This window comes from Paracoccus mutanolyticus, from assembly GCF_003285265.1.
GTDB classification, from domain to species: domain Bacteria; phylum Pseudomonadota; class Alphaproteobacteria; order Rhodobacterales; family Rhodobacteraceae; genus Paracoccus; species Paracoccus yeei.
On sequence record NZ_CP030239.1, the window covers coordinates 2,277,501 to 2,291,625 of the forward strand.

Annotated in this window: 11 protein-coding genes, 1 tRNA gene and 2 rRNA genes (1 of these 14 running past the window's edge); 6 read left to right on the forward strand and 8 right to left on the reverse strand. The window is 66.6% G+C overall.

The features are described from left to right. The 3 genes from DPM13_RS12250 to DPM13_RS12260 all read left to right on the forward strand — a co-directional run. A 23S ribosomal RNA gene (locus tag DPM13_RS12250) occupies window positions 1-1,986 on the forward strand; it begins 845 nt to the left of the window's first position. Window positions 1,987-2,071: 85 nt separating this feature from the next. After that, a 5S ribosomal RNA gene (gene rrf, locus DPM13_RS12255) occupies window positions 2,072-2,186 on the forward strand. 60 nt (window positions 2,187-2,246) lie between these two features. After that, window positions 2,247-2,323: transfer RNA gene (locus tag DPM13_RS12260), tRNA-Met, on the forward strand. Here the strand turns inward: DPM13_RS12260 and DPM13_RS12265 are convergent. Continuing rightward, window positions 2,280-4,061 carry a recombinase family protein gene (locus DPM13_RS12265; protein ID WP_080622832.1) on the reverse strand — a complete coding sequence of 594 codons (1,782 nt, stop codon included), beginning with the start codon at window positions 4,059-4,061 and terminating at the stop codon, window positions 2,280-2,282. The genes DPM13_RS12260 and DPM13_RS12265 overlap by 44 nt on opposite strands. Window positions 4,062-4,391: 330 nt before the next feature. Here DPM13_RS12265 and DPM13_RS12270 point away from each other — a divergent pair, with 330 nt between their 5' ends. Continuing rightward, window positions 4,392-5,687, forward strand: a complete 1,296-nt coding sequence (locus DPM13_RS12270; RefSeq protein WP_080621405.1) for a hypothetical protein — start codon at window positions 4,392-4,394, stop codon at window positions 5,685-5,687. A 138-nt stretch (window positions 5,688-5,825) separates the two neighbouring features. On the opposite strand, the gene DPM13_RS12275 is transcribed toward DPM13_RS12270, so the two are convergent. From DPM13_RS12275 to DPM13_RS12295, 4 genes are all read right to left on the reverse strand, one after another. Next, window positions 5,826-6,257: a hypothetical protein gene (locus tag DPM13_RS12275; RefSeq protein WP_080621406.1), complete on the reverse strand. Its 432-nt coding sequence runs from the start codon at window positions 6,255-6,257 to the stop codon at window positions 5,826-5,828. A gap of 91 nt (window positions 6,258-6,348) precedes the next feature. Continuing rightward, the gene (locus tag DPM13_RS12285; RefSeq protein ID WP_080621408.1) at window positions 6,349-8,415 is read right to left on the reverse strand and encodes an AAA family ATPase; all 2,067 of its coding nucleotides are present in this window, start codon (window positions 8,413-8,415) and stop codon (window positions 6,349-6,351) included. A 93-nt stretch (window positions 8,416-8,508) separates the two neighbouring features. Then, the gene (locus DPM13_RS20875) at window positions 8,509-9,474 is read right to left on the reverse strand and encodes a hypothetical protein (protein WP_080621410.1); all 966 of its coding nucleotides are present in this window, start codon (window positions 9,472-9,474) and stop codon (window positions 8,509-8,511) included. Window positions 9,475-9,643: 169 nt separating this feature from the next. Then, window positions 9,644-9,982 carry a hypothetical protein gene (locus tag DPM13_RS12295; RefSeq protein ID WP_145963334.1) on the reverse strand — a complete coding sequence of 113 codons (339 nt, stop codon included), beginning with the start codon at window positions 9,980-9,982 and terminating at the stop codon, window positions 9,644-9,646. Here DPM13_RS12295 and DPM13_RS12300 point away from each other — a divergent pair. After that, on the forward strand, window positions 9,981-10,232 hold the full coding sequence (locus DPM13_RS12300; protein ID WP_189654647.1) for a helix-turn-helix domain-containing protein: 252 nt from the start codon (window positions 9,981-9,983) through the stop codon (window positions 10,230-10,232). The genes DPM13_RS12295 and DPM13_RS12300 overlap by 2 nt on opposite strands. A gap of 702 nt (window positions 10,233-10,934) precedes the next feature. Here the strand turns inward: DPM13_RS12300 and DPM13_RS12305 are convergent. From DPM13_RS12305 to DPM13_RS23295, 3 genes are all read right to left on the reverse strand, one after another. Then, window positions 10,935-11,261 carry a hypothetical protein gene (locus DPM13_RS12305; RefSeq protein ID WP_112888109.1) on the reverse strand — a complete coding sequence of 109 codons (327 nt, stop codon included), beginning with the start codon at window positions 11,259-11,261 and terminating at the stop codon, window positions 10,935-10,937. Window positions 11,262-11,449: 188 nt separating this feature from the next. Beyond that, on the reverse strand, window positions 11,450-12,808 hold the full coding sequence (locus DPM13_RS12310) for an IS5 family transposase (RefSeq protein WP_112888763.1): 1,359 nt from the start codon (window positions 12,806-12,808) through the stop codon (window positions 11,450-11,452). Window positions 12,809-12,923: 115 nt separating this feature from the next. Continuing rightward, window positions 12,924-13,220 carry a hypothetical protein gene (locus tag DPM13_RS23295; protein WP_223251990.1) on the reverse strand — a complete coding sequence of 99 codons (297 nt, stop codon included), beginning with the start codon at window positions 13,218-13,220 and terminating at the stop codon, window positions 12,924-12,926. Window positions 13,221-13,566: 346 nt separating this feature from the next. Between DPM13_RS23295 and DPM13_RS20880 the strand changes: the two genes are divergently transcribed. Next, window positions 13,567-13,902: a hypothetical protein gene (locus DPM13_RS20880; protein ID WP_189654648.1), complete on the forward strand. Its 336-nt coding sequence runs from the start codon at window positions 13,567-13,569 to the stop codon at window positions 13,900-13,902. The last annotated feature ends 223 nt before the right edge of the window (window positions 13,903-14,125 follow it).

A 14,125-nucleotide genomic window follows, 5' to 3' on the forward strand; every position in this document is an offset into this window, starting at 1 on the left:
CTATTTAGGTAGCGCCTCGGACGTATCCTCTCGGGGGTAGAGCACTGCATGGATGATGGGGGCCCACAGCCTTACTGAGTCTAAGCAAACTCCGAATACCGAGAAGGACTATCCGGGAGACACACGGCGGGTGCTAACGTCCGTCGTGGAGAGGGAAACAACCCTGACCAACAGCTAAGGCCCCCAATTCGTGGCTAAGTGGGAAAGCATGTGAGACTTCCAAAACAACCAGGAGGTTGGCTTAGAAGCAGCCATCCTTTAAAGATAGCGTAACAGCTCACTGGTCTAATCAAGAGGTCTTGCGGCGAAGATGTAACGGGGCTCAAGCCACGAGCCGAAGCTTTGGGTGTGCATTTATGCACGCGGTAGCGGAGCGTTCTGTGATAGAGAACGCTGCCTCTTTTGCTCGTCAGAGTAACGGAGGCAATGTTCTGACTGTGAAGCCGGGCTGTAAGGCATCCGGTGGAGTGATCAGAAGCGAGAATGTTGACATGAGTAGCGACAAACAGGGTGAGAGACCCTGTCGCCGAAAGTCCAAGGGTTCCTGCTTAAAGTTAATCTGAGCAGGGTAAGCCGGCCCCTAAGGCGAGGCCGAAAGGCGTAGTCGATGGGAACCAGGTTAATATTCCTGGGCCAGGAGATGGTGACGGATCGCAGGTGTAGTTCCTCCTTATCGGATTGGAGGGGCTGCTGAGCGGTTCCTGGAAATAGCCCTCCACAAGACCGTACCCTAAACCGACACAGGTGGACTGGTAGAGAATACCAAGGCGCTTGAGAGAACCACATTTAAGGAACTCGGCAAAATACCTCCGTAAGTTCGCGAGAAGGAGGCCCGATTGGTGCGCAAGCATCGGTCGGGGGCACAAACCAGGGGGTGGCGACTGTTTACTAAAAACACAGGGCTCTGCGAAGCCGTAAGGCGACGTATAGGGTCTGACGCCTGCCCGGTGCCGGAAGGTTAAAAGGAGAGGTGCAAGCCTTGAATTGAAGCCCCGGTAAACGGCGGCCGTAACTATAACGGTCCTAAGGTAGCGAAATTCCTTGTCGGGTAAGTTCCGACCTGCACGAATGGCGTAACGACTTCCCCGCTGTCTCAAATGTGGACTCAGCGAAATTGAACTGTCTGTGAAGATGCAGACTTCCCGCGGTTAGACGGAAAGACCCCATGCACCTTTACTATAGCTTCGCACTGGCATCAGGATTGCGATGTGCAGGATAGGTGGTAGGCATTGAAGCGGGGACGCCAGTTCCCGTGGAGCCATCCTTGAGATACCACCCTTCGCACTCTTGATGTCTAACCGCGGCCCGTTATCCGGGTCCGGGACCCTGCGTGGTGGGTAGTTTGACTGGGGCGGTCGCCTCCCAAAGAGTAACGGAGGCGCGCGAAGGTTGGCTCAGAGCGGTCGGAAATCGCTCGTTGAGTGCAATGGCAGAAGCCAGCCTGACTGCAAGACTGACAAGTCGAGCAGAGACGAAAGTCGGCCATAGTGATCCGGTGGTCCCGAGTGGAAGGGCCATCGCTCAACGGATAAAAGGTACGCTGGGGATAACAGGCTGATGATGCCCAAGAGTCCATATCGACGGCATCGTTTGGCACCTCGATGTCGGCTCATCTCATCCTGGGGCTGGAGCAGGTCCCAAGGGTATGGCTGTTCGCCATTTAAAGAGGTACGTGAGCTGGGTTTAGAACGTCGTGAGACAGTTCGGTCCCTATCTGCCGTGGGTGTAGGATACTTGAGAGGAGTTGCCCCTAGTACGAGAGGACCGGGGTGAACGTTCCACTGGTGGACCAGTTGTCGTGCCAACGGCAGTGCTGGGTAGCTATGAACGGACAGGATAAACGCTGAAGGCATCTAAGCGTGAAGCCCCCCTCAAAACAAGGTATCCCTTGAGAGCCGTGGAAGACCACCACGTCGATAGGCCGGAGATGTAAGCGCAGCAATGCGTTCAGTTGACCGGTACTAATGGCTCGATTGGCTTGATTTGATCCGGAAGAAGACAGACCTTCTTCCAAAAGCATCCTTGGACAACATCATCCTGCGGGATAACGCCGATCTCGCTCCTTTTCCGGTCTGGTGGCCAAAGCACGAGCAAAACACCCGATCCCATCCCGAACTCGGCCGTTAAGTGCCGTCGCGCCAATGGTACTGCGTCAAAAGACGTGGGAGAGTAGGTCACCGCCAGACCTGAAAAGAAGCGAAAACATCTCTCAGAACGATGAAAGCAACGCAAAGCGATGCAACGGACGCGGGGTAGAGCAGCCCGGTAGCTCGTCAGGCTCATAACCTGAAGGCCGCAGGTTCAAATCCTGCCCCCGCAACCAGAACTAATTCTTCAGCGATATCAGAGCTTTGCAAATGCGCTTCTGCGGATTGCACACTGTTTGATCCTCCGCGCCCAGCCCTCCGCGGGGCCTTTTGCGTTTGTGCCACGGCTCCGACAACCTCATGCACCGGCAGTCCGCAGGCCAGACGCAGCAGGCTCGCCAGCGCGCCGTGAAGATGAATGGCAAGGCCGGGCCTGCCATCGGATTTGCCGCTGCCGCTCTCTTCCGGCGGGACCGGCACCAGGACGATCTTCTCCACCAGGGCCCGCAGCGCTTCCTTCGCCTCCTCCATCCGGTCGTTCTCCGACAGGCCCCGGATCAGTTGGCCGATCCGCGCGCGATAGGTGGTCGCCATGCCGGGATGGATCCGGATCGGATCCGGGGCGGGCGAGGCCGCAAGCTGGCGCTCCAGGTCCTTGCGCCGCGCGTCGAGCTCGATCATCCGGTCCTTGACCTGTTCGGCCGGCACCCCGGCGATGATCGCATCCACCAGCTTCTTGTGATCGGTGCTGATCTGCTTGAGTTCCCGCTCCAGTTCGATGCGGCTCGCTTCCCGGGCTGCCTGCAGGCGGTTGCGCTCGGCGGCATATTCCTCGCAGAAGATCCGCACGGCTTCCTCGTCCATCAGGTGATGATCGAGGGCGTGGAGCACCCTCCTTTCCAGATCGCCTTGTTTGATGACAGCCATATTGGTGCAGGCAGCGGCACCCTTCTTGCGGGCCGTCGAGCAGCCGAAGCCATCCTTCGACACTTTGGAAAACCCGCCGCCGCAGCAGCCGCAGGTCATCAGGCCCGAGAACAGGAACTTCGGGCGCCGCCGGTCCCAGATCGGCACATCGGTGTTCTTCGTCTTCATCGCGCCCTGGCGCGCCTTCACCTGATCCCACAGCGCCTCGTCGATGATCCGCAGGTGTGGGACGTCGACGGCGGTGACCCGATCTTCCGGGTTCAGCCGCGAGTTCCGCTTGCCGGTGTCCGGATCCTTGCTGAAATGCAGCCGGTTCCAGACCAGACGGCCGACATAAAGCTCGTTGTTCAGGATGCCGGTGCCGCGCTCGCGGTTGCCGAGAATGGTCGAGGTGCCCCACCAGCCGCCGCGCGGGCCGGGGATGCGCTCGATGTTCAGGGCCTCGGCGATCTTGCCGGCGGAGGTGCCTTGGGCGTAGTCGCGAAAGATCCGCCGCACGACTTCCGCCTCTGCCCGGTTGATCGCGCGGTCGCCGTGCTCGGATTTGCCGTTCACCGTGACCCCGGGCAGCACGTCATAGCCGTAAGCATTGCCGCCGGCGAGCTTGCCTGCCCTGACCCGGCCCTTCTGGCCGCGATGGGTCTTGATGCCGATGTCGCGCAGCAGGATCTGGTTCATCGTCCCCTTCATGCCGATCAGCATCTCGGTGATCTCGCCCTCGGTGAGCGTGTGGATCCGGATGCCCAGATGCTCCATCCGCTCGTGGAACTTCGCGATATCGGCGAGCTTCCTCGACAGCCGGTCCATGGCCTCGGCCAGAACGATATCGAACTTGCCCGCCCTTGCCTCGCGCTGCAGGGCCTCGATCCCGGGACGGAACATGCTGGCCCCCGACGTGGCGCGGTCATGATAGGTGGCGGCGACCTCCCAGCCTTCGCGGGCGGCGAGATCCCGGCAGGACTCGATCTGGTCCTCGATCGAGGCATCGCGCTGCTTGTCGGTCGAAAAGCGGGCGTAGATCGCCACGCGCAGTTTGGGCTTTGTCATGGGGCATCTCCTTCGAGGCGGAAGGGTTCAGCCGGGATCGGCGGCATGATCGCGGCGCGCGGCGTCGCGGGCGAGGGCGCGAATGAAGTGGTGGAACAGGTCGCGCGCGGGGGCATTCTGCTGTGCTGAATGCTGCACGGCCTGCCGATTCCCGGCAAGGCATTTGTCATCCCGAGATACTGGATGGGAGGCGGGCTCTGCCGGGTCGATAGGGGTCTTGTCTCTGCGCGGCATGCCGGGTCCTATGGTTTGCAAGGACCACAGGCCTCGGTCGAAACGGGCCGGCCGCATTGGAATCAAATCGGCGATTTGCGCGCCGGAAAGGTGAGGATGCCCGATCTGGACGATCTGCTCGGCCGGGCCATGGCCTGCGCCGAGCCGCAGTATCTCGCCGAGCGCGAGGCCCGGGTGGCGGCGCTGGCCGAGGGCGCGGAACTCGAGGATGCCGATCTCTGGCCGCTGATGCTGCTCATCGACGACGAACGCCGGCAGGTGCCGAACATCGTCAGGGACAGGGTTCACGCGCAGCGCTCCCATTACATCAAGGGCTTCAGCCTCGCCGAGATCGAGGCCAGCGTCCTGGTGCCTGAATGGCAAAAACGGCGGTTCCGGACCTTCGGCTTCATCCTGATCGCGCTGCCGATGCCGGCGCTGGTCACGCTGCCGCGCGGGCGCCGCCAACTCGAGGCGGTCGAGGCACGGCTGTTCGAGGCGCTGCGGGTCTGGGGTTTTGCCCTGCGCCCGGCAATCAGGCTGCTGGTCGAACGCGCGCCGAGCCTTGCCCGCGCCTCTGCTTCCGAGGTGGATTACCTCGCCGCCCATGCCCCGGACCTGGTGGCGATCGCGGCCACGCCACACCGTCGGACCGAGAGTGTCGCCGCCAAAACGCAGGATCCGGGCAGCGTCGAGCCGCATGATGTGCTGCGCGACTTTCTCGACCAGCTGGGGCGCGAGGGCCGGCGCTTGCGGGTCAGGTTTGCCACCGAAGGCTCGGACCAGCCCTTCTTCGGCGATGCGCTGGCCGACCGGATGCTGGCCCGGATCGAGGCGGAGTTGCCGCCGGGCGTGCCCGAGGCTGCGACCGGGCTGGCGCCGATCTGCGCGCGGCTGCTCAACACGCTGGCCAAGGGCAGGCGCCTCGCACAGGCGGCGTTCGAGGATCGTCCCGTCGGCATGCGGGCCTACACGGAAGGGCTGGACCGCCTGGGCGATCTGCCGATGCATGAGGTGCTCGGCGCGCCGGAGCAACATGGCAAGCGATTGCATGCGGCGGCCGGTCGGGTGTATCGCGCCCAGCTTGCCGAGCCCCTGGTGCAGCCGCCCACAGTATCCGAGGCCGACCGGCTGACCGCCACAGAAATGGCGACGCTGGCCTTCATCGCCGACATCGACCCGTTCCAGATCTCGGCCCAGCACGTGCTGCTGCGCCCCGAGATCTGGGCCGCGCGCGAATATGGCGCCGACGCGTTCCTGCGCCGCGCGGGCGATCCCGCCCGCAAGGCGGTGTTCAGGCATATGCTGACCGAGGGTGTCGCGCCCAATGCGGAGGCGATGAAACAGCCGCTGGTCCCGGAACTGGCGTCGATCGCGGGCATGATCGGGCAGCTGCGTCGGATCCTGTCGTGACGGGCGGGCGGAGACCGGATCGAGACCTCCTGCCGCGCCAAAGCCGAGACGATGACACGCGGGAGATGTGGTCGGTCTTGTCTGGCGGGCAACCGCGCGGAAATGAAGAGATGAACGTGCGTTCATGTACTCATGCCTTCATGGCGCCGGTGGGAGAAGCCGTTCGACGTCGGCGATGATGTCGTCCAGGAACTCTGGCCTGAGCGCGCCGTCGAGGGAGAGCACCTCGATCTTGATGCGCAGCTCGGCGCGGGTGCGGGCGGGCGTCTTGGCCAGCTTGGCTTCGATCTCATCGATGCGGACCAGAAGCGCATCCATCCTGGCCAGTGCAGCGCGGCTGGGTTCGGTGGTCTCGAAGCCGCAGGCGGCGGCGCGCTGGTCTTGGGCGCGATAGCGTTGCCAGGCGCGGTGCCAGGCGCGCCGTGCCGTCCGGAAGGCCGCGCGCGGCGGCTGGTCAGGTGCGACTGGCGGAATTTGGGGCTCGGTCGAGGGCGTCCCGGCGGCTGACAGCAGCAGGGCGAGGCCGGGCAGCGTGGCGATGAGGTCGCGCCGGGTGGTGGCTTGCGGCATGACGGGGGCTCCGGCGCTTTTGGTGGAGTGCGATGGCTGCGGTTCGGCGGCGGGGATGGCGGCAGGGCGCAGGGGTTCGGAGGCGGGCGGTTCAGTCGGGCGGCGGCGTTGGCTGTTCGATGTCCAGCATCACTTGCGCGGCGACCTCCAGATCAAGGCGCTGCAGCCAAGGGGTAAGGTCGTCGTCGGAAAGCTCGCGCCGGGCCACCAGGGCGGCGGCCATGTCCTCGAGCAGCGCGCGGTGCGGGGCCAGCAGGGCGGCGGCGCGGGCCTCGGCGGTCTCGAGGTGGCGGCGGCAGCGGGCGCGCAGGGCCGGGTCGCGCATGGGGGCCGCGCTGTCGGTGCCGAGCCAGAGCGGGCCTTCGGCGCCGAGGCCGTAGCGGGTCTCGAGGTCGAGCGCCACGCGCGTGGCCAGCGCCAGGTCGGAGTCCGGCGGGCCGCCGGCGCCGGCGGAGACAGCGCCCAGCACCAGCCGCTCGGCGGCGCGGCCGGCCATCAGCTCGGCCAGCAGGTCGGTGTGGTCGGCAATGAGCCCGGCCTGCGGGCGGCGCGCGATCCGGGTCGTGCCGCCGCTGCCCGCAAGCGCCAGGCGCTGCACCGTGCCGCGCCCGAGCGCGGTGGTGACGAGGGCATGGCCGCATTCGTGCAGGGCGACGCGGCGGTCGATCGCCGGATCGCGCCCGGCGCCGAGCCGGGCCATGAGGCCGGCCGCGTCGAGCGCCACCCCGGCCCGGCGCGCCGCGCCCCGCGCCGCCCGCAGTTCGGCGTCGCATTCGGCAAGGCTCAGGCCGACGCAATGCCGGGCCAACACGGCAAGGTCCGCCTCGGGCAACGCCAGGTGGCGGCGCAGCACGCCCGCGAGCGTGGCGGCATCGGGCAGCGGCACCTCGATCCTGAGGTCGAAGCGGCCCGGGCGCAGCACCGCCGGGTCGATCAGGTCGATGTGGTTGCAGGTCGCGACGACGAGGACGCCGGGCGCGCGGGCGATCTCGTCCATCAGCGCGAGGAAGGCGTTGATGACCTGCACGCGGTAGTTCTGGTTCGAGCCCGCGTTGTCGCCGCGGTTGCCCACGGCGTCGAGCTCGTCGAGGATCAGCACGGCCGGCGCGCGGGCGCGGGCCTCGGCGAAGGTGCGGCGCATGGCCTTGAGCATCTCGCCCAGATGCCCCGCCGCCTGCCATTCGCCGAAGCTGCCGGTGATCGCGCTGACGCCCGCCGAGGCCGCCATGGCCTGGGCGAGCCAGGACTTGCCGGTGCCGGGCGGGCCGTAAAAGAGCGCGCTGCGGGTGATCTCGGACCAGTCGAGGCGCCCGGCGCGCCAGAGCCGCAGGTCCTCGACCAGGTGCCGCGCGGCCTGCAGCGCCGGGCCGTCGCCGGTGAGGCTGTCGAGGGTGGGCGGCGCGGCGGCGTCGCCCGGCGCAGGGCTGTGGGTCGTGGCGAGGCGTTCGGCGAGTTCGGCGAGGGTCGGCGCGCGCAGGGCCAGCAGGACATCGGTGCTGTCGAGGTGGAGCCCGCTGTCGAAGGCCTGGCGCAGCAGGGCCCGATCGGCCGCCGCGCCTTGGCGGGGCAGGCGCTGCAGGGCCTCGAGGAGCGCCCAGACGATCTCGGCGCCGATCGGCGCGAACTCGTGGATGACCGCATGCCGACCAGGCCGCGCGTCGGGCAGCGCGGCGCCCTCGGCAAGCAGGATCAGCAGCGGCGCGGCGCTGTCGAGGCCTGCGATCAGCGGCTGATGCAGCGCGTCACCGCGCCCGGGCGCGGGGGCCGTGATCAGGTGCAGCGTGGTGGCGCCGGGGTGCTCCCGCGGGGCGCCGTCGTCCGGCTTCAGCTCGCGGATCCGCCAGGCGCCGGGCAGGAGAGCGGGCAGCACATGGCGCAGCAGAGGGATGTCCTCGGCCGGGATCCCGCGCAGCAGGGTCAGCGCGCCGGGGCGCAGGGCGGCGGTGACGGCGGCCTGGCCGCCGAGGCTCGCGGCCAGGCGCAGCGCAGTCAGCAGGGTGCGCGGCGTCAGCGCCGCGGGCGCGCTGGCCAGGCCGAGCTCGGCGGCGAGTTCGGGATCGGGCAGCGCCTCGCCGGTGGGTTCGCGCAGGCGGTGCAGCAGCTTGCGGGCGAAGGGCAGCCAGGCGGGTGCGGGGCTGGGTCGGTTGGGTGTGGTCATGCAGGATCTCCAGAGGCCGGGGCGCGGCGGCAGGGCGCGCGGCACGCAGGGGCGTGTCGTCGTGGAAAAGGAGTTTGTCGGGGAGCGATGCGGTCAGGACGCAGCGGCGACGGCGCCGGCGTCAGCCGCGATGCGGTCGAGGCCCGCCGCGATCACCGGGCGCAGCGCCGGACGATAGATCTCGCGGGTGACGTTGATCGCGTCGGCGAACTCGGCCCTCGGCACCACCGCATCGGGGTGGGCGCGCCGCAGCTGGCGGTGCAGCGCCGTCTCGCAGGCGCAGGCCGCGTGGCCCGAAGCCATGGCCACGACCCGCAGCACGGCGACGCTTGCCTCCGGCGGCAGGCCCAGCTGGTGGCGGTGGCGCTTGACCGGATGGGCGCTGTAGCCGAGCTTCAGGTAATGCCGTGCCGGGCGGGGGCCGCGGGCCGGCAGGTGGATCTCGAAGAGATAGAGAAAGCTCGGCCTGGCGCTCCAGCTCTGGCCGCAGCCGGCGCAGTCGCATTGGCCCCAGAGCATGTTGGCCTGGGCCACGCGCTGCACATGGCCGCAGCGGTGCCGGTAGAGCCTGTAATTCGGCCGCCCCGACGGGCAGGGCCCGAGGCGCTGCCAGCCGAAGCGCCGGGCCTCGGCCGCCTCGCGCGCGGCGTGGCAGGTCTCGCAGCGCAGCCCGGTCTCGCCACGCGCGACCCGCGCGATCAGTTCGAACTGCCGGCGCAGGATGTGGCCGCAGGGGGCGCGGAACTGGCCGTAGGCGCTATGGTCCGGATCGGGGCCGAGGAAGGCGACGCCTGCCTCCGCCGCCAGCGCGGCGCGCCGCGCGGCCAGGCAATGCGGGCAGAGCGGCTGGCCGCGCATCAGCACGAAGAGCTTGACGGGGAAGTCGCGCCGGCAGGTCCGGCAGCGCAGCAGCAGGTGATAACGGTCATGGACGCGGGCGAGGATGCGAAAGCCCTTGGCGGCGGCGGTCAGTTGCCAATGCGGCCGGATCGGGGCGGGAAAGCGGGGCAGGGCGGTGGAGAGCGCCGGCGCGGCGCCGGGGGGCGTGGAAAAACACATGAGAAGATCCTTCCCTGGTCAGAGGGTGCGTGGGGTCAGGCCTGCGGGCGGCGTGGCCCGGGGCGGCGGCAGGATCCGGGAAGGGTGATGGGTCAGGCGCGGTGTCTGGCGATCACGCGCGGGGAACGGCGCGGCCCTTCGGGGGAGAAAGGGCGGCGGGAAGCGCCGGTCAGGCGGCCGCGGCGCCGGGCAGGTCGCGGGGCGCCGGGGAGGGCTTGCGCGCCATGTCGGCGGGATGGGGCAGGGGCTGGGTGCAGCTCTGGCGCGGCGCCCCGTCCTGCGGGCCGATCACGGCGGCGGGCACCAGCGCGTCGCCGCCCCTGTCATCCACCTCCGGCGCGTAGTCCGGCAGCGCCGCGACCGCGGCCAACTGCGCGCGTGCCTCGGCCAGCATCTCGTCGACACCCCGATCGACCGGGCCGATGCCGGGGCAGCGCAGCACGGCGCCGAACGCGGCGATCAACCCATGGGCCTGGGCGAACTCCGCCTCGTCGGTCGCGAGCAGCATGACCCGCGCGATCCGCGCCAGCTGGCGCAAGCTGGACCGGATTTTTCGCGACGAACTGGGACGCGAGACTGCGCCGGGGCGGTACTACCAGATGCTGCGCTTGTCCCATGCCCGAGAACTGGCGGCAGCGACCGATTTCGATCTGCGCGAGATCGCGCTTCGCTCCGGTTATGCTGATGCGTCATCGCTAAGCAAGGCCTTCCGTCGTGCCTCGGAAAGAACCGTTGTATCCGCCAGTGTTCAATGCTGAGAGGAAATGACTAAGGTCGTTCCCAAAATGTTCTTAATTGCCAGTTGGCAAATCATGAGAGCTTTCAGAAAACGGCCCTCGGCCACGGCCCGATAATATGACTTACTGATGTTAAATAGTCAAGTAGTCGGATAAGGAATTTTCGATAAATGGCAAAAATCGGGTTCGTCGGTACTGGCAGGTCTATAGACGTTCATAAGTGCTTTTGATTAGGTGCCAAGGGTTCCGGCTATGGCGTAGGACCAAGAGGATCTTCCATCGAGACCTGAGAGTCGTTCGCGCGAATACCATTGGATGAAAGTGCTGCAGCTGAGATGCCTGAAGCCGGCGCAAGCCGCGATCAAGCCGACTAATGCGCTCGCAAAACAGGTCGGCTCCGCCCACCCGCCCGAGAAGACCGAGGAGCGCTCCTCCTGGCTCGAGATGACGGGCAGCAAAGTGACTGGGAGAAGTGCAGCGGCCTCGGATGGCGCAAACCACGGCACGACTACACGCAGGGGATGCCGTCGTCTGTCGCGGTCGAGCTTCCGCCCCGGCACAGTTTTGCGGATATCATGGCCTGATGCGCAAGGGATGCCGCCGCCCCGTCGCAGCGGGCGCAGGACCGTCGCGACCGGCCAATCAAGGAGCCGCGACAGGTTCGCCGGGATCGGCGCGCCGCGCCTTCCGGTCCGCCATCCCCGGGAATCTCGAAACGGCCCGTCAGATCCAGCGCATCGGCGCTGCGGTGGCGCTGTCCTCGGCACGACATAGGCGCGATACGTCGATAGGCCACGGCCCGCCCTGGCCGACCATCCACGGTTCAGGTTCGCCGCCCAAAGCAATCCGCGACGCCCGGTCATAACGATCGTTGCCGGTCGACCGGCAGCTGACCGATCGGCGGGCGATGCGGTCGGACAGCGCCAGTGCCGCCTGCGGCCGCAGCGCCGGTCTTGCCACGGGCGTCCCGGCAAGGCTGCGCGCTTCGGGCGCGTCGCCATAGTCGTCCGATGCGGTGCGACTGGCGTGGCCTTGAATAGCGTCAACCACCCGACTATCGGCCCCAATGTCACGCGCGATGGTCTTGAACCTATGCCTCCACGCATGGGAAGGCTGAACGCCTTCCGGTGCGATTTCGTCAACCCGGAGCCATTCAGCAATGCGGTTTGAAGCGCGCTGTGCCCGTGTCTTTGGCTGTATGAAACAGGGGGCCGGCGGGCGGACGTTCGTTAGTTGATTCACAAAATCCTCCAGGCGGCGATTGTGACGCTGATGCCGGGATTTTCCTGTCCAAGGATCGCGGCGACCCGCTGAAGCAACACGGACAAAAGCGCCCTGAGATGGGCGAGGATCTTTCGGATATTGTGGCCGCAGGCGCAGAGGACGGCGAAGACCGCGTCGCCGATGCGGCCTTTCAGCGGGCATCTGGCCAGGCGACCATCGCTCTTCATGTGCCCGATCTCAGGCTCGATGGCACTTCGTCGCCTGAGGAGCTTTGCCAGGAGCGGGGTGATGCCGCGTCTTGTGCCGCTGATCAGGACCTTGGTGGTCTCCACGCCATGGCCGCGATAGCCGCGATCGACGACGGCGAGATCCGGCACCTGCTCGGTCAGGATGGCAACCTGCTCCAGTGCAGGCGCCAATGTATGGCCGTCGTAGGGGTTGTCAGGGAAGCTGCGGGCGCCGACGACAAAGCCTCCGTCGAGGGTAGTAGCAAGGCTGACCTTGGTGCCGAACTCATAGCGGATGCGCGCCTTGCCCTTGGAGATGCAGTCGACCTCGGGCTCGTGCAGGGCGTAGATCTTGTTCTTGCTCTTCGGTGTCTGTTCGAGCAGGCGACCGACCAGCCAGAGCGCCTCCAGCACCCGTCCGCGCAGCGCGCCTTCGGGGATGTCCTGCAGGTGGCGGCGCAGGTCCCGGCGCACGCGGCCAACATAGCCCTTGAGTTGGCGCAGGGCCTTGCGCATGCGCTTGAACTGCCGGGCATGGGCATACCGCCCCACCTGGGCGGCCAGCCGCGGGGCAAGGCGCGCGTAGTTCTGGCGCAGATCGACCCCCGCTTCCTTCGCCAAGCCGACCAACAGCGCGCGGGCGCGCTCGTAAAGCCGCGCATCCGTGGGATGGGCGATGGTCTTTTCCATCACGGTCGTATCCACAGCCACCCGCTTCAGGCTCTTGTCGGTGACCGCGCCAGAAGCTCGGCCTGCCTCGATCGTCTTGGTCAGCAGCCACTCCACTCCTTCCTCCCCGATCCGCTTGCGCCAGCGCACCAGCGACGAGGGATCGATCGGGGGACGGTGCTGGAAGAACGTCTCGCCGGTGAAGTGCTGGTAATACGGGTTCTCGACCCACCGGGCGACGACTGCCTCGTCAGAGAGCTTGAAGGCGTGCTGGAGATACATGAGCCCCGCCACCAGGCGTGGAGATGTCGCTGGCCGTCCCTGGCGAGACGGAAAGAAGCTCGCCCACTCCCGTTCAAAGAAATCCCAGTCGATCAGTGCCGCAAGCTTCACCAACTCATGGCGGGCGTCGATCATGTCGACCAGTCTCGGGCGGAGCAGGTCATCCTGTTCAGGGGCGCGGGAATGGGGCTTCATCGGCGACCGGAAATTGCAGGGTTTCTGGCAAAAGCATACGAAACCCTGCAATTCAAAGCCAACAAAACGCATCGCCGAGCACCAATAATCGACGCGCCAAATGCTCATGCCGGATCTACACGACCTGAACGGATGCGGCTGTGCGCCGGACGTACTGACGATTCGTCATTGAAGAAATGAACGTTCCTTCAAATGAACGTCCCTTCAAATGATGATTGGCGTGGCCCGCGGACGGCAGCGGCATGATGCGGCCGGGCGCAGTTCGGCGAAGTTCGGCGATGCGGCGCGCCAGGCCGGTTTCGCCCGCGATGATGCGGATGTCGTGATCGCCCGCATCGCGCAAGCCGGCCATGATCGGTTCGGCCCGGTCCGGGTCTGGTTCGATGATGACGATTGAAAGCCGCTTGTCCATCTGCCTTCCGGGAAAAAGCACACCCGCGCCCGGCAGGCAGGGCCGAATGGCGGCCTGCGCGCCGGACGCCGGCTAGAGCTGTCTGGCTACGCCTGATCGTGCTGTCGCAATCTCGGACGAAGGGGCTGGTCCGGGACCTGCCGCGCCTGGACCTCGCGAAAGCCGTGCGACTCTTGACCGGCCATGAAGGCCCGCTGGAGCAATACACACTGGTCGCCTGTCTGCCTGGCCACGACGCGGCGGCCTGTCCAAGACACGGCGGCATCTGCGAGATCAGACCCGTGCCGGGTAGAGCACTCAAAGGGTGAGCCCAGTTACGGGACCACCACCCGGCATCGCGGGGATGATGGGCACGCCGACGGCGAACGCGGCGCCACGCGGCAGCATGCTGCGCAAGCGGAAGGGCCGGATGACCTCGGATCAGGACGGTTTCGACCGCAGCCCGACGCTTGGCGAGTCACTGCATTTCGACAGGTGGACGCCCGAGATCCTGCCGGAAGGCGCGACCTTCATATGCGCCGACGCGCACCAATCACTGACGGGCGTGGCAAGCAAGCTTCTGAAAGGCCGAACCACGAGCATCGATCCGCTCTACGGCAAACTATGGGGCATCCGTGCGCCGCGGGCAGCGACAGCCCGGGTGCTGGCCACAGGCTTCACCCGACCGTCCATGACGAGGTGACGATCGAGATGCCGTCGCCTCCGCACAGGCCGCTTGGCAACGCCGACGATCGGGATGCGGACCCGAGGGGCCCATGATGCCCGGCGACATAGAACGACCCCGCTGCGACGATCTGAGGCCCCGGTCGAGGTCCACAGCGCGCGACCGCGCAGGATGAAGAAATTCGTCACACAGCTGAAGACGCCGCAGGTCGACCCAGCATCCGCATCAATGCGCACAGTCT

Excerpts from the sequence above, each read along its gene's own strand:
- DPM13_RS12265 (WP_080622832.1), bottom strand. The coding sequence starts at position 4,061 with ATGACAAAGCCCAAACTGCGCGTGGCGATCTACGCCCGCTTTTCGACC.
- DPM13_RS12270 (WP_080621405.1), top strand. The coding sequence starts at position 4,392 with ATGCCCGATCTGGACGATCTGCTCGGCCGGGCCATGGCCTGCGCCGAG.
- DPM13_RS12275 (WP_080621406.1), bottom strand. The coding sequence starts at position 6,257 with ATGCCGCAAGCCACCACCCGGCGCGACCTCATCGCCACGCTGCCCGGC.
- DPM13_RS12285 (WP_080621408.1), bottom strand. The coding sequence starts at position 8,415 with ATGACCACACCCAACCGACCCAGCCCCGCACCCGCCTGGCTGCCCTTC.
- DPM13_RS20875 (WP_080621410.1), bottom strand. The coding sequence starts at position 9,474 with ATGTGTTTTTCCACGCCCCCCGGCGCCGCGCCGGCGCTCTCCACCGCC.
- DPM13_RS12300 (WP_189654647.1), top strand. The coding sequence starts at position 9,981 with ATGACCCGCGCGATCCGCGCCAGCTGGCGCAAGCTGGACCGGATTTTT.
- DPM13_RS12295 (WP_145963334.1), bottom strand. The coding sequence starts at position 9,982 with ATGCTGCTCGCGACCGACGAGGCGGAGTTCGCCCAGGCCCATGGGTTG.
- DPM13_RS12310 (WP_112888763.1), bottom strand. The coding sequence starts at position 12,808 with ATGAAGCCCCATTCCCGCGCCCCTGAACAGGATGACCTGCTCCGCCCG.
- DPM13_RS23295 (WP_223251990.1), bottom strand. The coding sequence starts at position 13,220 with ATGGACAAGCGGCTTTCAATCGTCATCATCGAACCAGACCCGGACCGG.
- DPM13_RS20880 (WP_189654648.1), top strand. The coding sequence starts at position 13,567 with ATGGGCACGCCGACGGCGAACGCGGCGCCACGCGGCAGCATGCTGCGC.